At 69.7% G+C, this 20001-nt stretch carries 19 protein-coding genes; 15 read left to right on the forward strand and 4 right to left on the reverse strand.

What is annotated here, in order from left to right; translation table 11 throughout:
• Window positions 1–51: 51 nt before the first annotated feature.
• On the reverse strand, window positions 52–630 hold the full coding sequence (locus FHY02_RS16005; protein ID WP_183923973.1) for a nitroreductase: 579 nt from the start codon (window positions 628–630) through the stop codon (window positions 52–54).
• Between the two features lie 120 nt (window positions 631–750).
• Between FHY02_RS16005 and FHY02_RS16010 the strand changes: the two genes are divergently transcribed.
• On the forward strand, window positions 751–2367 hold the full coding sequence (locus FHY02_RS16010) for a peptide MFS transporter (protein ID WP_183923975.1): 1617 nt from the start codon (window positions 751–753) through the stop codon (window positions 2365–2367).
• A 41-nt stretch (window positions 2368–2408) separates the two neighbouring features.
• Entirely contained in the window at window positions 2409–4091 is a 1683-nt protein-coding gene (locus FHY02_RS16015; RefSeq protein ID WP_260172942.1) for a long-chain-fatty-acid--CoA ligase, read from the forward strand.
• A 189-nt stretch (window positions 4092–4280) separates the two neighbouring features.
• Here the strand turns inward: FHY02_RS16015 and FHY02_RS16020 are convergent, their stop codons facing one another.
• Window positions 4281–5372: a glycosyltransferase family 4 protein gene (locus FHY02_RS16020; RefSeq protein ID WP_183923978.1), complete on the reverse strand. Its 1092-nt coding sequence runs from the start codon at window positions 5370–5372 to the stop codon at window positions 4281–4283.
• Between the two features lie 147 nt (window positions 5373–5519).
• Here FHY02_RS16020 and FHY02_RS16025 point away from each other — a divergent pair, with 147 nt between their 5' ends.
• The 11 genes from FHY02_RS16025 to FHY02_RS16075 all read left to right on the forward strand — a co-directional run bounded on the left by FHY02_RS16025 (window position 5520) and on the right by FHY02_RS16075 (window position 17949).
• Window positions 5520–6866 carry an oligosaccharide flippase family protein gene (locus FHY02_RS16025; protein ID WP_183923980.1) on the forward strand — a complete coding sequence of 449 codons (1347 nt, stop codon included), beginning with the start codon at window positions 5520–5522 and terminating at the stop codon, window positions 6864–6866.
• On the forward strand, window positions 6863–7846 hold the full coding sequence (locus tag FHY02_RS16030) for a glycosyltransferase family 2 protein (RefSeq protein WP_183923982.1): 984 nt from the start codon (window positions 6863–6865) through the stop codon (window positions 7844–7846). The genes FHY02_RS16025 and FHY02_RS16030 overlap by 4 nt, the downstream gene beginning before the upstream one ends.
• On the forward strand, window positions 7843–9060 hold the full coding sequence (locus FHY02_RS16035; protein ID WP_183923984.1) for a glycosyltransferase family 4 protein: 1218 nt from the start codon (window positions 7843–7845) through the stop codon (window positions 9058–9060). Before FHY02_RS16030 ends, FHY02_RS16035 begins: the two co-directional genes overlap by 4 nt.
• A gap of 5 nt (window positions 9061–9065) precedes the next feature.
• Window positions 9066–9791: a hypothetical protein gene (locus FHY02_RS16040; protein WP_183923986.1), complete on the forward strand. Its 726-nt coding sequence runs from the start codon at window positions 9066–9068 to the stop codon at window positions 9789–9791.
• Window positions 9788–11146, forward strand: coding sequence for an O-antigen ligase (locus tag FHY02_RS16045; RefSeq protein ID WP_183923988.1), 1359 nt, complete (start codon window positions 9788–9790; stop codon window positions 11144–11146). Before FHY02_RS16040 ends, FHY02_RS16045 begins: the two co-directional genes overlap by 4 nt.
• Window positions 11147–11241: 95 nt before the next feature.
• Window positions 11242–12543, forward strand: coding sequence for a DUF1996 domain-containing protein (locus FHY02_RS16050; RefSeq protein WP_183923990.1), 1302 nt, complete (start codon window positions 11242–11244; stop codon window positions 12541–12543).
• 478 nt (window positions 12544–13021) lie between these two features.
• Complete coding sequence (locus tag FHY02_RS16055) at window positions 13022–13780, forward strand: PEPxxWA-CTERM sorting domain-containing protein (RefSeq protein ID WP_260158886.1); 759 nt, start codon at window positions 13022–13024, stop codon at window positions 13778–13780.
• Between the two features lie 112 nt (window positions 13781–13892).
• Window positions 13893–15179, forward strand: a complete 1287-nt coding sequence (locus tag FHY02_RS16060; RefSeq protein WP_183923992.1) for a DUF1996 domain-containing protein — start codon at window positions 13893–13895, stop codon at window positions 15177–15179.
• 148 nt (window positions 15180–15327) lie between these two features.
• Complete coding sequence (locus tag FHY02_RS16065; RefSeq protein WP_183923994.1) at window positions 15328–15795, forward strand: PilZ domain-containing protein; 468 nt, start codon at window positions 15328–15330, stop codon at window positions 15793–15795.
• A 322-nt stretch (window positions 15796–16117) separates the two neighbouring features.
• Window positions 16118–16780, forward strand: coding sequence for a sugar transferase (locus tag FHY02_RS16070; RefSeq protein ID WP_311731861.1), 663 nt, complete (start codon window positions 16118–16120; stop codon window positions 16778–16780).
• Window positions 16781–17709: 929 nt separating this feature from the next.
• Window positions 17710–17949, forward strand: a complete 240-nt coding sequence (locus FHY02_RS16075; RefSeq protein WP_183923996.1) for a hypothetical protein — start codon at window positions 17710–17712, stop codon at window positions 17947–17949.
• A gap of 50 nt (window positions 17950–17999) precedes the next feature.
• On the opposite strand, the gene FHY02_RS23460 is transcribed toward FHY02_RS16075, so the two are convergent.
• Together FHY02_RS23460 and FHY02_RS22700 are read right to left on the reverse strand one after the other, a co-directional pair.
• Entirely contained in the window at window positions 18000–18116 is a 117-nt protein-coding gene (locus FHY02_RS23460; RefSeq protein WP_221198693.1) for a hypothetical protein, read from the reverse strand.
• A gap of 29 nt (window positions 18117–18145) precedes the next feature.
• A complete protein-coding gene (locus FHY02_RS22700) occupies window positions 18146–18364 on the reverse strand; it encodes a hypothetical protein (protein ID WP_221198694.1) in 219 nt (72 codons plus the stop codon).
• Between the two features lie 766 nt (window positions 18365–19130).
• Here FHY02_RS22700 and FHY02_RS16085 point away from each other — a divergent pair.
• Window positions 19131–19364 (forward strand): hypothetical protein, encoded by a 234-nt coding sequence (locus FHY02_RS16085; RefSeq protein ID WP_183923998.1) that lies wholly within the window; start codon window positions 19131–19133, stop codon window positions 19362–19364.
• Window positions 19322–19780, forward strand: a complete 459-nt coding sequence (locus FHY02_RS16090; RefSeq protein ID WP_183924000.1) for a hypothetical protein — start codon at window positions 19322–19324, stop codon at window positions 19778–19780. The genes FHY02_RS16085 and FHY02_RS16090 overlap by 43 nt, the downstream gene beginning before the upstream one ends.
• Window positions 19781–20001: the final 221 nt, after the last annotated feature.

The raw sequence follows: 20001 nt of genomic DNA on the forward strand, positions 1-20001 counted from the left end.
CCGCATCTAACGTTGAACTGCCATCACGGCTCGCTCCAACGGGCAGCGCCGTCAGCCCGCCCACTCGCTCCACAGCGTGGCGGGGTCGGGACGCGGGCGTTCCTCGAGCGCGCGGCCGGGGGTGCCGATGAACATGAAGCCGGCGATCCGCTCGGGCGCGGCGCCGAACAGGTCGCGCACCGCGTCGGAGAAGGCCGGCCAGCCGGTCAGCCAGCCCGCGACGAAGCCGTGCGCGTGCGCGGCGTGGAGCAGGTTCATGCACGCTGCCCCTGCCGACAGCTCCTGCTCCCACAACGGAATATGGCTTTCCAGCCGGGGCGAGGAGAGCGCCACCACCAGCGCGGGCGCCTGGCGCGCGAACTGGTCCATCGCGTCGAGCTCGAGCCGCGCCGCGGTTGGACGCTCGGCGCGATAGGCCTCCACCAGCCGCGCGGCGAAGGCGTCGCGGCGCTCGTCCGGGACGATCACGAAGCGCCACGGCGCGAGCTTGCCGTGATCGGGGGTGCGCCCGGCGAGCTGGATCATGCCGACGAGCTGGTCGCGCGTCGGCCCGGGCGCGACCAGGTCGCGCGGCTTGCCCGAGCGGCGCGTGGCGAGCAGCGCGAGCGGGGAGGAGAGGTCGTTGAACATCGCCGCGACAGATAGCGCGCCGCGGGGATATTTACAGCGGCGCCTGGATCGCTAGTCTCGCGCGCAACCAATCGGCGCCGCTCGCGGGCGCGCCCTGCCCCTCAGCGGAGCCGCTCTCCCTTGCCCATCATCCCCACGATCGCGCTCGCTTTCCTCGCCTTGTTGCTGGGCGGCGGGATCGCCGCCGCGGTGAAACCCGGCGACGAGTTCGCCGGCCACCCCAAAGGCCTCTACGTCCTGTTCTTCGCCGAGATGTGGGAGCGCTTCTCCTATTACGGCATGCGCGCGCTGCTGATCTTCTACCTGACCAAGCACTGGCTGTTCGACGACGGCAAGGCCAACCTGATCTACGGCGCCTATACCTCGCTGGTGTACATCACGCCGGTGCTCGGCGGCTATCTGGCGGACCGCTACCTCGGTCAGCGCCGCGCCGTGGTCTATGGCGCGGTGCTGCTCACGCTGGGCCACCTGCTGATGGCGGTGGAGGGAGACGGCGGCCAGGCCTCGGCGGCGATCAACGTCTTCTGGCTCGCACTGGGCTTCATCATCGTCGGCTCGGGCTTCCTCAAGGCCAATATCTCGGTGATCGTGGGCCAGCTGTACCCGCTCACCGACATCCGGCGCGACGGCGCGTATACGATCTTCTACATCGGCATCAACACCGGCGCGGCGCTCGGCACGATCCTGGCCGGCTGGCTCGGCGAGACCTACGGCTGGTCCTATGGCTTCGGCGCGGCGGGCGTCGGCATGCTGCTCGGGCTGCTGGTGTTCGTGCTGGGCAAGCCGCTCCTGCAGGGGCGCGGCGAGGCGCCGCGCGCGCTCGCCCGGTCGCTCGAGTGGACGCTCTACGCGATCGGCGTCGCCGCGGTGGGGGTGATCTGGCTGCTGATCCAGTATCAGGACGTGATCCAGACGCTGCTGATGGTCTCGGGGGTCGCGCTGCTCGGCTACGTGCTGTTCGCCTCGTTCAAGCTGGAGCCGCACGCGCGCGACCGGATGTTCGCGGTGCTCTTCCTGATCGCGCTCAACCCGCTGTTCTGGGGGCTGTACGAGCAGGCTGGCGGCAGCCTCAACCTGTACACCGACCGCTTCGTCGACCGCGGCGGCGTGCCCGCCTCGCTGTTCCAGTCGGTCAACCCGATCTACATCGTGCTGCTCGGCCCGATCTTCGCCGCGCTGTGGGTGTTCCTCGGGCGGCGCGGCTGGGAACCCTCGGCGCCGGCCAAGTTCGGGCTGGCGCTGGTGCAGGTGGCGCTGAGCTTCCTGCTCTTCGTCTGGGGCGCGCGGCTGTACGGCGCGGCGCTGACCCCGGTGTATCTCGTCTTCATGATCTATTTCTTCCAGACCTCGGGCGAATTGTGCCTGTCGCCGGTGGGCCTCTCGGCGATGAACCGGCTGGCGCCGCGTCACCTCGCCAGCCTGATCATGGGCGCGTGGTTCTACATGACCGCGGTGGGCAATTTCGTCGCGGGCAAGATCGGCGAGGCGACCGGCGGCGGCGAGGGCGGCACGATGACGCGCGACGGCACGCTGGGGGTGTACGAGACGATCGGCTGGTGGGCGATGGGCATCGCGCTCCTGGTGCTGCTGGTGAGCCCGCTGGTGCGCCGCCTGATGCACCTCGACACGCTGCGCGACCACGACGAGTCGCACGCCATGGCGGGCGAGGCCGAGCTGGCCGAGCCGCAGGCGGCGGGGTTCGACAGCGCCAGCGCGACGCGCCCGCCCCGACCCTGACCGACTTCAATCGACACGCGACAGAAGCGCGCGGCTGAGCCATGATCGCCGCCCGACGCGACCGCGATCCACGCGGCGCGCGGGTGGGAGAGACGATGCCGCTGCCCGGGCTGATGCAGGACATGCCGCTGACGGTCGACCGCTTCCTCGACCATGCGGCGAGATGGCACCCGCGCCGCGAGATCGTCTCGCGCGACGCCGCCGGCGCGGTGAGCCGCACCGACTACGCCGGGCTGCATCGCATCGCCAAGCAGGTGTCGGCCGCGCTCGCCGCGCTCGGCATCGCGCCCGGCGACCGGGTCGCCACGCTGGGCTGGAACGGCTTCCGCCATCTCGCCGCCTGGTACGGCGCCACCAACATGGGCGCGGTGCTCCACACGCTCAACCCGCGGCTGTTCCCCGACCAGATCCGCTACATCGCCGACCATGCCGGCGACCGGCTGCTCTTCGCCGATCCCGAGTGCGCCGCGTTGGCGCAGCGGCTGCTGCGCGAGGTGCCCTCGCTCGAGCGGATCGTCTATCTGTGCGGCACGGACGCACTGCCCGAGCCCGGCGCGCTCGCCTTCGACGAATGGGTCGCGGCGCAGCCGATCGACCATCCCTGGGGCGGGTTCGACGAGCGCGCCGCCTGCGGGCTGTGCTACACCTCGGGCACCACCGGCTTGCCCAAGGGCGTGCTCTACTCGCACCGCTCCAACTGGCTGCACACGATGATGGCGCTCCAGCACGACGCGATGGGGCTCTCCGCGCGCGACACGCTGCTGCTGGTGGTGCCGATGTACCATGCCAACAGCTGGGGCGTGGTCTATTCGGCCCCCGCGGTCGGCGCCAAGCTGGTGCTGCCGGGCCAGCGGATGGACGGCGCCTCGCTCTACGAGCTGATCGAGCAGGAGCAGGTGACCTTCTCCGCCGCGGTGCCGACGGTGTGGCAAGGGCTGCTCCAGCACCTGCGCGGCACCGGGCGCGGCTTCACCTCGCTGGAGCGCGTGATCATCGGCGGCGCCGCGCCGCCCGAGGCGCTGATCCGCGCCTTCCAGGACGATTACGGCGTCGAGGTGGTGCAGGGCTGGGGCATGACCGAGACCTCGCCGCTGGCGACGCTCTCCTCCCCCACCGCGGACGTGCTGGCGCAGCCCTATGACGAGCAGGTGCGGCGCAAGGCGATGCAGGGGCGGCCGGTGTGCGGGCTCGAGCTGCGGCTGGTCGACGACGCGGGCGCGGTGCTGCCGCACGACGGCGCCACCGCGGGGCGGCTGCTGATCCGCGGCCCGACGATCGCGCGCGCCTATTACGGCGAGCCGGCGGAGGCGGTCGACGCCGAGGGCTGGTTCGATACCGGCGACGTCGCGGTGATCGACGACGCGGGCTATGTGCGCATCACCGACCGCGCCAAGGACATCGTGAAGTCGGGCGGCGAGTGGATCAGCTCGATCGAGATCGAGAATCTGGCGGTGGCGCACCCCTCGGTGGCGATCGCGGCGGTGATCGGCGTGGCGCATCCGGTGTGGGGCGAGCGGCCTGTGCTGCTGGTCCAGCCCGCGCCGGGCGCGACCTGCCTCAAGGAGGAACTGCTCGCCTTCCTCGACGGCCAGATCGCGCGCTGGTGGATGCCCGACGACGTGCTGGTGGTGGACGCGATCCCGCTCGGCGCCACCGGCAAGATCGACAAAAAGCTGCTGCGCGAGCGGCTGCGCGACGACCGGCTGGAGGGGGCGGGGGGGTAGACGGGGAACGGCTACAACGATCCTCCCCTGCAAGGGGAGGTGGCACGCCGAAGGCGTGACGGAGGGGTGTCGCGGGTGGTGAGTCCAGCGACCCTCACCAGCCGGGTCACCCCTCCGTCGCGCTTCGCGCGCCACCTCCCGTTCCAGGGGAGGATGAGATCGGCAGTCTACGCTGTGGGGGCGGAAGTCCTACTTCGCCGCTGCGATCACCTCGCCCAGGAAGGTGCGGTACTGCGCCGCGACGCGCGGCCAGGCGTAGCGCAAAGCGCGGACGCGGCCGCGCGGGGCCAGCTCGGAGCGCGCCGCGATCGCGTGCGCCAGCGCCGCCGCCACCGCCGCGGGGTCGCCCGTGTCGAGCAGCACCGCGTCGTCGCCGACGATCCAGCGCAGCCGCGGCGAGTCATGCGCCACCACCGGCGCACCGCACGCCAGCGCCTCGATATAGACGTTGCCGAACGATTCCTCGCGCGAGAGGTGGAGGAACACGTCGGCCGAGCGGTACAGCAGCGGCATGTCCGCCGCCCCGACGGTCAGCCGCTTGAACCGCCCCGGCAGCAGCTCGGCGGCGAGCCGGTCGACCGCCTCGCGCTCGGGCCCGTCACCCGCGACCACCAGGTGCGCGTCGGGCAGCTGCGCCACCGCGCGCACGCCGTCGGCGACCCGCTTGGTCGGGATCAGCGCGCTCACCATCAGCACCACCGTGCCGCGCGCGGGCAGGCCGAAGCGCGCGCGCTCGGGCGAGCCGGGCGTGAAGCGCTCGGCGTCCATCCCGTTGGGGATCAGCGCGCAGCGCCATTTCTCCTGGTTGCGCTCGAGATAATCGGGGTTGGTGCAGACCAGCCCGTCGCAGCCGAAGGTGCGATATTCGGCGTCGTTCGAGAAGGCCGGCCAGTCGCCGTTCTGCGTGACGAAGACGTGCGGCGGGCGGCGGCCGAACAGCACCGGGCGGCGCAGCACCCAGTTGGTGAAGGGAAAGGAGCAGGTGACCGTCACGTCATGGTCGCGCGGGCGATAGGCGCGGAGCAGGCCGGGGACGAAGCTCGCCTCCTCCCAGCCGGTCTCGCTGCGCAGCGCGGGGACGCGCGGCATCCGCTCGAGCTTCTCACGCCGCAGCGCGCCGGCGTGGCGGAAGCGATAGGGCGTGCCCGCGCGCGCCTCGCCCGCGCCGATCACCGTCACCGCGTCGCCGCCGCGCGCCAGCTCGGTCGCGAGCGACAGCAGCGCCACCTCGGCGCCGCGCTCGAAACGATGGAAGCCCGGCAGGGCGAACAGGATCCGCATCACTTTTCCTCAAACGCCGGTGAAAAACGCGTCAACGATCGTGTGCCTCGATTTTAAGGCTTCGGCTGCTAGAGACCGCGCAGCCGCCCCGGCCCGCGTCGATTCGACCGTGCCGGCCGGTACCTTCCTGGGATCGTCCGCCCGCGCATGAAGTTGCTTTCCCGATCGATCCTGACACGGCTGGGCTGGTCCACCGCCGGCTATGGCGTGGTGCAAGCACTGCGGCTCGTCAACAACGTCGTGCTGGCGCGGCTGCTCGCGCCCGAGCTGTTCGGCATCATGATCATCGTCAACACCGTGCGCACCGGCATCGAGCTGGCGTCCGACATCGGCATCGGCCAGAACATCATCAGCAACCCGCGCGCGGAACAGCCCGACTTCTACGACACCGCCTGGACGCTGCAGCTGGTCCGCGGCCTTGCGCTCGGCATGGTCTGCGCCGCGCTCGCCTGGCCGGTGGCGTGGTTCTACCGCAAGCCCGAGCTCGCCGGCATCTTCGCGGTGGCGTCGCTGTTCTTCGTCTTCGCCGGGTTCGAATCGACCGGGCGCTTCATCGCGCAGAAGCACCTGCGGCTCGCCGCGCTGACCGCGTTCGAGGTCGGCTATACCGCGATCTCGACGGTGGCGCACATCCTGTTCGCGCTGGCCACGCCGACGATCTGGGCGCTGGTGTTCGGCGGCATCACCTCCAGCGCGGCGGTGATGGTGGCGAGCTATCTGCTGATCCCCGGCATGCGCCACCGCTTCCTGATCGACCGCGGCGCGGTGCGCGAGATCCTGTCGTTCGGCCGCTGGGTCGCGCTGTCCTCGATCGTCTACTTCCTGGCGATGAACTTCGACCGGCTGTACATGGCGCGGGCGGTGTCGCTGGCGGTGCTGGGCACCTATGGCATCGCGCGCTCGCTCGCCGACATCCTCAACCTGCTGGTCGCGCGCTTCGGCAACATGATCGTCTTTCCAATGGTGGCGGCCTCGTTCGACACCACCGCCGAGCTGCGCGCGCGGCTGGCACGGCACCGCCCGCTGCTGCTGCTCGGCGCCGCCGCGGCGGTGGCGGGGTTCATCGCCGTGTCGGACCTGCTCACCGCCCTGCTTTACGACCAGCGCTACCAGGGGGCGGCGCAGATGCTGCCCGCGCTGTCGTTCGGCGTGTGGTTCGCGATCCTGTCGACGATCAACGAATCGGTGCTGCTCGGCATCGGCAAGCCGGTCTATGGCGCCAGCGCCAATATCGGCAAGTTCGCCTGGCTGCTGGTCGGCCTGCCGGTCGCGGTCAACTTCTACGGTATCGGCGGCGCGGTGCTCGTGATCGCCAGCGCCGAGCTGGTCCGTTACGTGCCGCTCTGGGTCGCGCAGCGTCGCGAGGGGCTGTCGTTCGCGCGGCAGGACCTTGCTATGACGCTGGTCATGCTGGGTCTGGCCGTGCTCTTCCGGGAGGCGCTGTACGGCGTCGGGCTGACCGGCGACGTGACGAGTCTGCTGCCGTGGAGATGAGCGCGCCTTTTTCGCCCCCGCCGCGCATCGGCATCGTCGCGATCGGCCGCAACGAGGGCGAGCGGCTGATGCGCTGCCTGCGCTCGCTCGAAGGCAGCGGTGCCGCGGCGGTGATCTATGTCGACTCGGCCTCGACCGACGGCAGCCCCGCGCGCGCGCGCGAACTCGGCGCGCAGGTGGTCGATCTCGACATGGCGCTCCCCTTCACCGCGGCGCGCGCGCGCAACGCCGGCTTCAACGCCCTGCCCGCCGACTGCGACCTCGTCCAATTCATCGACGGCGACTGCGAGCTGGCGCCGGACTGGCTCGCCGCCGCGACTCGCTTCCTCGCCGCGCACCCCGACGTGGCGGTGGTGTGCGGACGCCGGCGCGAGCGCCATCCCGAGGCCTCGGTCTACAACCGACTGTGCGACCTGGAGTGGGACACGCCGATCGGCGAGGCCGGGGCGTGCGGCGGCGACTCGCTGATGCGCGCCGAGGTGGTCCGCGCCGCGGGCGGCTTCCGCGACGATCTCACCGCGGGCGAGGAGCCCGAGCTGTGCGCGCGGCTGCGCGCCGCCGGCTGGCGGGTGTGGCGGATCGACGCGGCAATGACGCTGCACGACGCCGCGATGCTGCGCTTCGGCCAATGGTGGTGGCGCGCGGTGCGCGGCGGCTTCGGCTATGCCCAGGCCGGCGAGGCGACCCGTGCGCTGCCGCATCCGCTCTACCGCGCCGAGCGCCGCCGCGCGCTGCTATGGGCGGGCGCGCTGCCGCTCGCGGGCGCGGTGCTGGCGCTGCTGGTCGATCCCGCGCTGCTGCTGCTGCCCGTGCTGCTGCTCGCGCTCCAGGTGGCGCGGGTGGCCCGGCGCGACCGCCATGGCGCGATGGCCTGGCCCAACGCCTTCTACACGATGCTGGCGAAATTCCCCGAGCTGCAGGGCATGCTGCGCTATGCGCGCCGCCGCCGCGCCGCGGGATCGGCGATCACCTACAAATGACCGACCCACGCCCCCCCCGCATCGCCTATGTGGTGAGCCAATATCCGGCCTCGTCGCACACCTTCATCCGGCGCGAGGTGGAGAGCCTGCGCCGCCACGAGGTCGACGTGCGCACCTATAGCATCCGCCGCCCCGGCGCGGCCGAGCTGGTCGCGCCCGAGGACCGCGCCTCGGCCGAGACCACGCGCTTCGTGCTGCCGCTGGGCGCGGGCGCGCTGCTCGGCGCGCATCTGGGCGCGCTGACGCGCCGTCCTGGCGCCTATCTCGCGCTGCTTCGGCTCGCCTGGCGCCACCGCGCGCCGGGGCTGCGCGCCGCGCTCTGGGCGCTGTTCCACTTCGCCGAAGCGGTGGTGTTGGCGCGGATGTTCGGCGAGGACCGGGTCAGCCACGTGCACAATCATTTCGCGAACGCGGGCGCGACCGTCGGCATGATGGCGGCGCGCTTCGCGGGCCTGCCGTGGAGCCTGACGCTGCACGGCATCTCGGAGACCGACTATCCCGCCGGGCTGACGCTCGGCGCCAAGCTGGAGCAGGCCGAGTTCGCCGCCTGTGTTTCCTGGTTCGGGCGGGCGCAGGCGATGCGGGTCACCGCGCCGGCGCACTGGCACAAATTCGCGGTGGTGCGCTGCGGGCTCGACCTCGCCGCGCCCGCGCTCGCCGCCCCGGTCGCGCGCACAGCTGGCGCGCGGCGTCGGCTGGTGTGCGTGGCGCGGCTGTCGGCGGAGAAGGGGCATCTCGGGCTGCTCGAGGCGATCGCACCGCTCGACGTCGAGCTCACGTTGGTGGGTGACGGCCCGCTGCGCGGCCAGATCGACGCCGCGGTGGCGCGGCTCGGGCTCGGCGCGCGCGTCCGTTTCGCGGGGCGGCTCGACGAGGCCGCGACGCTGGCCGAGATCGCGCGCCACGACATGCTGGTGCTGCCGAGCTTCATGGAGGGCCTGCCGATCGTGCTGATGGAGGCGATGGCGCTCGGCCTGCCCGTGATCGGCAGCCGGGTCGCGGGGGTGCCCGAGCTGATCGAGGACGGCGCCGAGGGCCTGCTCTTTCGCTCCGGCGACTGGGACGACCTGCGCCGCCAGATCGCGCGGCTGCGCGACGATGCCGCGCTGGGCGACCGGCTCGCCGCCGCCGGCCGCGCCAAGGTCGAACGCGAGTTCGACATCGCCACCGCGGTCGCCCCGCTCGTCTCCCGCTTCGCCGCCCGAATAGGCTGATCTCTATGCTGTTCGACCATGTCGACCGAGTCCGCATCATCAACCTCGCGCATCGCACTGACCGGCGCGCGCAGATGCTGGGCGAGCTGCGCCGGCTCGGCGCCGAGCACGACCCGAAGGTGGCGTTCTTCGACGCATGCCGCTTCGACGACGCGGGCAGCTTCACCTCGCGCGGTGCGCGCGGCGTGTATCACAGCCATCTCGCCATCCTCGAGGAAGCGGCGGCGGCGGGCGAGAGCGTGCTGATCCTGGAGGATGACGCCGATTTCACGCCGGCCGCGCGCGACGTGAGCGTGCCGCCCGGCTGGCAGATCCTCTACGGCGGCTATTACGCCGCGACGCCCGACGACCTGCCCGCGAGCGACATCATCGGCGCGCACTGCATGGCGTTCAGCGCCGACACGGTCGCGCCGCTCGCCGCCTATCTGCGCCACCTGCTGACGCTCGACGACCATCCCCCGATCGACGGCGCCTATGTGTGGTATCGCCGCGCGCGTCCGGAGGTGCGAACGGTGTTCGCCGAGCCGGTCCTGGCCGAGCAGCGCCCGTCGCGCACCGATATCGCCGCGTTGCGCTTCTTCGATCGCCTGCCGCTGCTGCGGGAGGGCGCCGGCGCGGCGCGCGCGTTCAAGCGCGCGGCGGCGCGGCGCAGCTTCGGGCTGGGCGAGTCGATCGTGCTCGCGATCGTCGGCATCGGCAGCGCGGCGGCGCTGGTGGCGGTGTTCGCATGAAGTGGGTCGCGCTCCTCGCGGTGCTCGCGCTGCTGCCCGCGTTCATCGGCTGGCTGCGCGCGAACCAGCGCCATCTGCCGCGCGTGATGGTCGTGTTCGGTGCGATGCCGTTCGTGATCAGCACATGGCACCTCCTGGTCGCACCGATCTCCTGGGCCTATTGGCCCGGCTTTGTCAAAGGCGTGGAAGTCACGCTGCTCGACGCGCTGGCGGTGGCACTGATCCTGTCCGCCCCGGCCAAGCGACGTCGCGCCCATCTGCGCTGGCCGCTCCTGGTCTATACCGCGTTGGTGCTGCTTAGCATGCTGCAGAACGACGTGCCGATGTCGACCTTCTTCTACGTCTGGCAGCTGCTGCGGATGGCGCTGGTGATCACCGCGGTCGCGGTCAGCTGCCGCGACCCGCGCACGCCGCGCGCGCTCATGCTCGGGCTGATCCTCGGCATCTGCTTCCAAGCGGTGATGTCGGTGAAGGCGCATGCGGAGGGCGCGCTGCAGGCGGCCGGCACGCTAGGGCACCAGAACCTGCTTGGCATGCTGACTCACTTCGTGATCTTCCCGTCGCTGGCGATGCTGCTGGCCACGAAGAGGTCGCGCTGGCTGTGGCTCGGCCCGATCGCGGGTCTGACCGCCGTGGTGCTGACCGCGTCGCGCGCGACGATCGGCTTCTCCGCGGCCGGCGTCGTGCTGACGCTGCTGCTGTCGATCATGCGCCAGCCGAGCGCGCGTAAGACCACGGTCGCGGTCGCGGGCGTGCTGTCGCTGGTGGTGGCCGCGCCAGTGGCCTATGCCACGCTCGGCGCGCGCTTCAGCAAGCAGGCCGACGATGGCGGCTATGACGAACGCGCCGCCTTCGAACGCGCCGCCAAGGCGATCGTCCATGACCATCCGCTCGGCATCGGCGGCAACCATTATGTCGTGGTCGCCAACACGCAGGGCTATTCGGATCGCGCCGGCGTGGCCGCGGTCTACGGCAGCCGCAGCGCGCACGTCCACAACGCCTATCTGCTGTCGGCCGCGGAGATGGGCTATACCGGCATCGCCGCCTTCGTGGTCCTGCTGCTATGGCCTATGGTGGTGGCGCTGCGCTGTGCCTGGCGGTTCCGGCGCGACCCGCGCGGCGACGTCCTGCTGGGCTTGGCGGTGGCGCTGGTGATGGTCAGCCTGCACTCACTCTTCGAGTGGATCTTCGTCGTCTACGTCACCCAATATCTGTACGCGATCGCAGTCGGGCTGATCGCGGGCATCGCCGCGGACATGGGCTTCTGGGCGCCGCGGCGGAAGCGCGCGGTGGCCGCGCCGGATCGCCACGATGCGGCGGAAAGCGCCGTGGAACCAATCCTTAACGTCGCTTAAGCACGCTTCCCTACGTCGATTTAACCCAGCGTCCCTAGCGTGGCCTGAACGGCTGCCGGGCTCGAGTTCGCCCGCGGCGTCTGGGAGTAACTCGGATGATGACGCTGCTGGGCGCGTGCGCGCGCCCCGCGCTGATGCGCGCCCCCGCGACCATGCTGCCGCGCGCCGCTCGGCTCATGCCCCACCTCCTGCTCGCGCTGGCGCTCGCCGGTTGTGGCGGCGGCGGCGGCGGCGGCGCCACCGCCGCGACCAATCCGGTGGCGAGCGCGCCGATCGCCCCCACCGCCCCGGCCGTGACGCCCGCGCCCACGCCGACGCCCACCCCCGCCAGCAGCGGCGTGGTGGTGGCGCCCGGCAGCCTGCCGGTAGCGGGTGACTATGACTCGATCCCAAGCAACTTCGACGTCAGCCAGCAGCTCGTCGCCGCCTGGGGCACGGGTGCGGTACCGTCGAGCGGCGCGCCCGACGTGGTCGGCGCCTTCCGCTTCATCTGCACCCCCAGCCACGAGGCCAAGGACGACCCGATCGTCTTCCCAGGCCAGCCCGGCCGGTCGCACCTCCACCAGTTCTTCGGCAACTCGCTGGCGGACGCCAACTCGACCTATCGCAGCCTGCGCACCAGCGGCGACAGCACCTGCACCAACGCGCTCAACCGCTCGGCCTATTGGATGCCGGCGATGCTCAACGGCAAGAACGGCGTGGTGCGGCCCGATTACGTCTCGATCTACTACAAGCGCCGCCCCGCCAGCGACCCCGAGTGCCAGCGCATGGGCAAGGCGTGCGTCGACCTGCCGCGCGGGCTGCGCTTCGTGTTCGGCTATGACATGATCAACGGCACGCCGCCGACCGGCGCCGGCTATTACAATTGCCAGGGCCCGACCGCCGAGCCCGGCCACTACCCCGACCTGATCGAGGCAGGGAAACATTGCGGCGTCGGCAACCAGATCGGCGCGGTGATCAACGCGCCCAATTGCTGGGACGGCAAGAACCTCGACAGCGCCGACCATCGCTCTCACGTCGCCTACACCAGCTACGGCGACTGGGGCTATGAGAAGTGCCCGGCCGACCACCCGTACGTGATCCCCACCTTCACCATGGGGGCCTGGTACACGGTCGACTCGGACCTCAACCGCAGCGGCAGCTGGGACGGCGGCACCAGCGGCTGGCATCTCGCCTCGGACGAGATGCCGGGCATGGCGGCGATGCGCCCGGGCTCGACCTTCCACGCCGACTGGTTCGGCGCGTGGGACGACGAGGTGATGAAGATGTGGATGGATAATTGCATCAACAAGCTGCTCAACTGCAGCGGCGGCGACCTGGGCAACGGCCGTCAGATGAAGATGTTCGACGCCTTCGCTTGGACCAGCAACCCGCACGTGGTGGCGCTGCCGAAATGAGCGTCCTGCGGTGAGCGAGTGAGGGCGGGCGAGGATCTCGCCTTGGGCGGCACCCGGGCTCGTCGTCCTGGCCGAGCCGCCTTCGACTCGGCGGGTCGCCCCCGACGTGCCGCCGTCCTTCGTCATCCCGCTCCCGTCAGCCGCGTCCCCTTCTTCATCCCCACCCCTTCGTCATCCCCGCGCGGGCGGGGATCCAGACACGCCGACGTCCCGCCTCCTTCGACAGGTCCGCGCGTCTGGATCCCTGCCTCCGCAGGGATGACGGCGGGAGGGCGCGGAGACGACCGGTGATGGCACGGGGATGCCGAGCAGAAGCCCCGAGGCTGCCGGGCGAGGGCCGCGAGGCCGACGAACGAGGCCGGCACGCCGAGTGTCGCACGGGTCCGAAATCGGGACAGGGGCGTAACGGTCGCTCCTTGATGCTCCCCCCGCCGCACGGCAATCACGCGACGAACAGAGTTTCTGGGGGGACGAAATCATGACCAAGTTGAAGATGATGGCGGCAGTGGCCGGGCTCGCGCTGGCGACCGCGGCGGCGCCGGCGAGCGCCGCGGACTTCCTGCTCAATCTGACGGCGACGGGCAGCGGAAGCGGCGCCTATCGCGACTATTCGTTCCAGCTCGACGGCAAGACCGTGAACGCGCGCGCCACCGCCTGGTCGGTCGGCACGGACTCGACCGGCCGCATCTACGACGCCAAGCTGGGCGTCTGGACCGAGGGTCTGGGCGTGACCAACGATGCCGAAGGCAGCGGCGGGGGCAACACGCACACGATCGACAACCAGTACGGCTACGATTTCGTGCTGCTCCAGTTCAGCACCGACGTGCTGCTGTCGAAGATCACCACGTCGCCGTTCCAGATCGGTAATGACAAGGACTCGGATGCCACCGTCGCATGGGGCGACGTCACCACCGCTTGGAACCAGTCGCTCGGCTTGAACAACAAGTCGTATGCCACGCTGACCAACCTGCTCGACGGCAGCACCACGCTGGCTGGTGGCAGCACCACCTCGACCCGCTCGGTCACCGGCGCGAGCGCGTCGAACCTGTGGCTGGTCGGCGCCGCAGTAGCCGGCGCGCCCGACAAGACCATCGACGGCTTCAAGCTGGGTGCGGTCACCGTCAGCAGCGCGGTGCCCGAGCCGGCGACCTGGATGATGATGATCGGCGGTTTCGCGATGGTCGGCGCCGCGGTGCGTCGTCGCAAGAGCGTCACCGGCGGCGCCGCGGTCGCCTGAACGCGCGCTTTCGATTGGGACATTCGAGGGGCCGGCCGCGCGAGTGGCCGGCCCTTTCGCGTGCGCCGCGCGCGTGCCTGATGTATAGCGCCGACCGAGTGACGGAGGCGTGATGCGAGTGCGGACGAGCGGGAATCGGGGCTGGATAGGCGCGCTGCTGCTCGCGCTGGCGCTGGCCGGCGCGGCGCACGCCGATCGCCCGGCGGCGCCGACGACTCAGCACGCCAGGGGCAAGATCGGCGGCACCGGCGATCTCGCCCAGCCGCGCGAGGCCGCCGGCGGTCCCGAGGGCGAGGAGCCCGCGGTGGCGAGCAACTTCGACGCCGCCAGCGGCATCATGGTCTCGCACGAGAGCGGCCCGCTCGGCGCGATCCCGCAGAGCGCCGCGCCCGACGTGGTCGGCGCCTTCCGCTTCCTGTGCATGGCGGGGCAGCTGCGCTTCGACGACCCGATCCTCTACCCCGGCAAGCCGGGCCAGTCGCACCTGCACCAGTTCTTCGGCAACACCGCCGCGGACGCGAATTCGACCTACGCCAGCCTGCGCCGCAGCGGCGACAGTACCTGCATGAACCGGCTCAACCGCTCGGCCTATTGGATGCCGGCGATGCTCAACGGCCGCGGTCAGGTGATCCGCCCCGACTATGTCTCGATCTACTACAAGCGCCGGCCCAACACCGATCCGGAGTGCAACCGTGTGCGCGCCGCCTGCGTCGCGCTGCCGCGCGGCCTGCGCTTCGTGTTCGGCTTCGACATGGTACACCCCGACGCGCCGGCGACCGGCTCGCATCACTTCAACTGCCAGGGTCCGGGCGCGACCGAGGGACATTACCCGACCCTGGTCGAGGTGGCGAAAGTGTGCCCGCCCGGCGCGCAGCTGGGCGCGATCATCAACGCGCCGAGCTGCTGGGACGGCAAGCGGCTCGACAGTCCCGATCACCGCGAGCATGTCGCTTATCCGCAGTGGACCGGGGGCAGAGAACATTGTCCGTTCACGCATCCGATGGTGATCCCCACCTTCACCATGGGTTCGTGGTACACGGTCGACGCCACGCTCGATCGCAGCGGCACGTGGGACGGCACGCGCCCGACCTGGCATCTCTCGTCCGACGAGATGCCCGGCGCGAATGGCACGATGCGTGTGCCCGGCACCACCTTCCACGCCGACTGGTTCGGCGCCTGGGACGATGCGACGATGCGTCAGTGGACCGAGAATTGTATCGACAAGCTGCTCAACTGCCACGGCGGCGACCTGGGCAACGGCAAGCAGCTGCGCCAGGTGACGCCCTTCGCCTGGCTCGCCAAGCCGCACGCGGTGCCGGTGCCCGATCGCCCCGCCGCGGCGGGCGTCGAGCCGCATGCCGGGATGGCGGGCATGGCGCACGCCACGACTCTGCGCTGAGCGAGGCTGATGGTTAGAACGATTTTTACCACGATAGGCGAAATAGCCGCTGAATCCGGCTCTTCCGCCCTGATCCGGCGGCGTCGGTTAACTCGATAGTAGGCGCGTCACCGCTACTCCTCGCACAGCTGATCGAAAGGGTGCGACGATGCTGCTCCACGCAGTGATGGTGAACGAGGACAATGACGATCGCCGCGGTGCCGAGCGCCAGCCGATCAACCAGCCGTCGACGCTGCGCGGCGATCGCGGCGCGCACGACGTCTACGTCGCCGACCTGTCGGAGACGGGCTTCAGCGTCACCACCGACTCGCGGCTCGCGATTGGCAGCACGGTGACGATCGGCCTCGCCGGCCACGGGCGGGCGATGGCGCGGGTGGTCCGCCAGGTGCCGGGTGGCTATGGCTGCGAGTTCGCCGAGCCGGTCAGCCGTTCGGTGGTCGCGAGCGCCTTCCGGAACGACACCGTGATCCAGCTCACCTCCTCGGCGCCGCTGGAGGCGCCGTTCGCCGAGCCCGAGATCCAGAAGCTGCCCGGCGCGGTCCGGCTGGGGGTGATCGTCGGCAGCTCGGCGCTGCTCTGGGCGCTGATCGCGCGGGCCGCCGTCGCGCTCTTCTGATCCGCCGCAGCGCAGCAGGATTACCCCCTCGGCGATCGCTTCAGCGAAGGCGAGCGCCGAGTCGCGCCCACGTCGCGCAGCGATGGATGATATTCCCTGTCGCCACCACTTCATTGGAAAAAAGCGCGGGATCGGTAGGGTTTTACTACTGATTGCTGAGGCTTGACCGTACCGCATCGGTACAAGCTGCGACGATCGCGCCAGGATTCGAGACGAGCCGCTGCACCTTCGGGGTTACATTAACGACCAAATAACCTAATGTTGCGGTGCAGCGTATCGTTAGGGAGCGATCTTCGTGCATGAAGCGACTATCACCACGTCGGTGCCCCGCAGCGACGTGGATCCCCGCGAGGACGGGTTCAACCTGCGTCAGATCGACGACATGGCGAGCCGTACGCTCGACGTCACGCTGGCGGTGATCGCGCTGATCATCCTGGCGCCGCTGATGCTGATCATCGCGGCGGTGATCTACATCCTGGATCCCGGCCCGATCATCTTCGCGCACCAGCGCATCGGTCGCGGCGGGCGTGCCTTCCCGTGCCTCAAGTTCCGCTCGATGGTGGTCGACGCCGACGCGCGTCTGCGCAACCTGCTCGAGACCAGCGCCGAGGCGCGCGAGGAGTGGGAGCGCGACCACAAGCTGCGCGACGACCCGCGCGTGATCGGCATCGGCAAGTTTTTGCGCAAGACCAGCCTCGACGAGCTGCCCCAGCTGATCAACGTCGTGCGCGGCGAGATGAGCCTGGTCGGGCCGCGCCCGATCGTGGTCGGCGAGATCGCGCGCTACGGCCGCTATTTCGAGCATTATTGCGCGGTGCGCCCGGGCATCACCGGGCTGTGGCAGGTCGGTGGCCGCAACGACGTGTCCTACCGCCGCCGCGTCGCCTATGATGTGACGTACAGCCGCGCGCGCTCGTGCGCGATGAACGTCAAGATCATGGCGTACACGGTGCCGAGCGTGCTGTTCCAGCGCGGCTCCTACTGACCTCACCCGTCGTTAAAGGTGGGTACCAGACGGTGTCGCCCATGGAGCGGCGCCGTTCCGACATTCTGCTCGCGCCGATGAGTTTGGCGATTCCGTTAACTCGTCCTTTAGCACGCCCAGTTATTGATCTGGCAGCGCGGTCACCGCGCGACTTCCAGATCAATGAGTTGGCGGGGCTGGCGTGTTAAGCGCACGAAGCGATATCATTTGCTGGCAGCCTGCGCTCCTCTGGCGCTGGCGAACTGCGGCGGCGGTGGCGGCGGGGTTCATCCGCGACCCCCGCACCCGTCGTGATCGTGCCGGCGCCGAGCCCGACGCCGACGCCCACACTGCCCCCCCCCCGTCAGCTCCGCACCGACCGTGACGCCGACGCCCGCACCCACCGCGAGCGACGGCGCGATCGTGATCGTCACGCCGACGCCGGCCCCGTCGGCGACTCCTGCCCCGACGGCGACACAGAGCAGCGGCACTGGTAATGGCGGTGGCGAGATCGTCGTCGTCACGCCCACGCCCACCCCGGCGACGACGCCTGTTCCGTTTCACAGCGCCTCAGCCCCTGCCGACGATCAGCCCGTCGGCAGCTTCTTCTATCTCGCCGGCCTGATCACGGATGTCGCCAACATCATCATCGATGCTTCTGGCGCCTCCTCGCGCTGTTCACGGCCAAGGGCGGTAGCACGCCGTGGAGCACTTGCTCACCGGCTTCCGCTCACCGGTGCTGAGCGCCGCAGGCGCGGCGGCGATCCCGCCCCACGTCATACGGCTCGCGCGTCAGGCCACCTTCGGCCGACACCGCAGGTGGTGAGCCGCATCGCCGAGATCGGCATAACAAAGGGTCGACGAGCAGTTCACGCTGCGCCGCAGCACCTACAAGGATCTGATCGAGCGGTGTCGGCCGAGTTCTGTACCAACAACACCGCGGTGCCGAAATGCGCCTCAATCCATTTCTCGCGCAATCGGATCGCCATGCGCTTCTACGCCGACGCCACGATGGCCCCGACCAACTGCGCCAGCGGGTCGCTTTCGCTCTGTCGCAGATGCTGGTGGTGTCGAACGGCGGCGACGCGACCGCCAGGCTGGCCTCCTACCGACGCGGACATGCCCTATGTCGTACCGAACTGGTCAACCGGTCGACGGCCGGGCGCGGACCGATTGCGCTGTTTACCTGATGTCGGTCAATGCGTCCCCGGTAGCTCCGCGACGGAGAAGTCCGGCAGCCTTAAGGATGCGCGCGGGATTGTGCGACGACGGCGCCCGGGGGCGCGTCGCGCAGCACCGCCGAGCCCGCGCCGATCACCGCGCCTTCGCCGACGCGGATCGGGCCGATCACGACCACGCTCGGGTAGATGATGACATCATCCTCGATTACGGAATATTTTCGCTCTTGGAGCGACCGATCGTCACCGACTGGTAAAGCGTGAAGCTGCGCGCGACCGTCACTCCCTGACCGAGCACCACTGCCACCGGGTGCGGTAAGCGCAACGCAGGAGCGATCACGATGTCGAGGTGAAGGTGGCAGCCACTGCGCTCGACGTTCCACGCCCAAATATAGTTGCCGAGCTTGTCGAGCGGGGTGCGGATCATCGGGAGCGCCAGTCAATGGAGTAGCATCGTGCTGAACACCAAGACGAAGAGAAAGGCCGTAACCACACGACGCAGGCGCCGGTGCCCCGTCGCGGCATACAAGTCCGCGCGCACAATGTCGCGGTAGCGGATCATCTGTCTCACGCCGTAAGACCCGTTAACCCGAGACTATTATCGTCACGCCCCCTGACGGGTAATCGGCGAGGATCGGCTCGAGCGTGATCGGCGAGGCACCTTTGCCGGCCGACTAGCCGCACATCGTCCGAGCCGCCTTAGGCTGCTCCTCGAGCGTGACGTGCCCGATCAGCAAGGTGTTGCTGGTTCACACCGCGGCTACCTGGCGATGAGGCAGGACCGCGCGCAGGACGTAGATTCCGTGGAAAGGGTTCTTCAGCTCTACGGACGTAGCGGCCGAGACAATCGCCCGCGACTCGCGCACGAAGCTTCCCGACGGTTCGGCGCTGTCGTCGGGGGCGATAGACGCTGAGATTATCTCGATGTCGTTTGGATTCTGGCCGATGCCCTTCAGATCATAGATCCAGGAATCGCGCAGCCACGGCAGCGTCGACGACTGTAGAACGTACTGCGCGAGATTGTAGCCCTGCCGCTCGGGAGAGATGGCGCATTTTGCCAGAATCGCTGATCGTCGACTGGTATACCTTGCGGTGCCATCTTGACGCCGCCGAGACTCAGGACGAGCAGCGGGCGGGCGTTCGCCACGGGCATGAAGTCGAGCACCCCGCGCCGCTGATCCAGCCGTGGCGCCATGCCGGCCGGAAAGCTGAACGCCCAATACCAGCCCGCCGACCGCCTAGGCGAGTTCCAGCGCGCCGAATCAAGCGGCTCGTCCCGTTTCATCGATCCGCTCGATCATATCCGTCGCGCGCTGGCGGACCAAAACGCGATCTACTCAGGCGTTGGCGCCGGGCAGATCGAGCGCGCCATGAACATCTTTTGGTGGCCGATCGTGAAGGCCACGGTGGAATATGGCCTGATTTAGAAATCCTGTCCTACGTCTTCTTCATCGTCTCGCTGTTCGGCAACCACGAGGACGCGATGCTCGAGTATCTCGATCAGCGGATCAGCGGGCTCGGCTGGAGCAAGGATGGCGGCGATGCTACACTCCGCTCCTATGGCGTGGCGCCGCCGCGCGAGGAGTCGCGCACCGTTTGGGCCGCATGTCGGGACGCGTTTCGCGCCGCAATGCCTCAGACGCACCGCGTCTTTCTGGAGCGACTTCAGCTGTCGGTGGCGCAGGACAGCCTCCTGTTCGTGCACGCGGGCATCCGCCCCGGCGTGCCGCTAGACCTGGAGGATAAGCGCGACCTGCTGTGGATCCGCAGCGAGTCCTGCAGGCCGAGCGGGACGATCAATGATTGGCTGTGCACGGCCATACGCCTAAAGAAAGAGGCCTAAGGCGGACCTGGTCGACTGTGTCTCGACAGCGGTGGTTATCTTAGCGGTCGACTGACCGCCGCGGTTTTCGACGGCGGCGACGTCGCGCTGATCGAGACTCACACGAGCGGTTCGCGGCCGTTCCCCGTCCAGCTCGGCGGCTGATTGCGCGTCGAGTGGGGGGAGTCGCGCGGCTTCGCGCCGCCTCTCCCCGCTCGTTACCGTCGTTCCACGGCGGTGCA

This window comes from Sphingomonas sp. BK069 (assembly GCF_014193405.1).
Taxonomy (GTDB): domain Bacteria; phylum Pseudomonadota; class Alphaproteobacteria; order Sphingomonadales; family Sphingomonadaceae; genus Sphingomonas.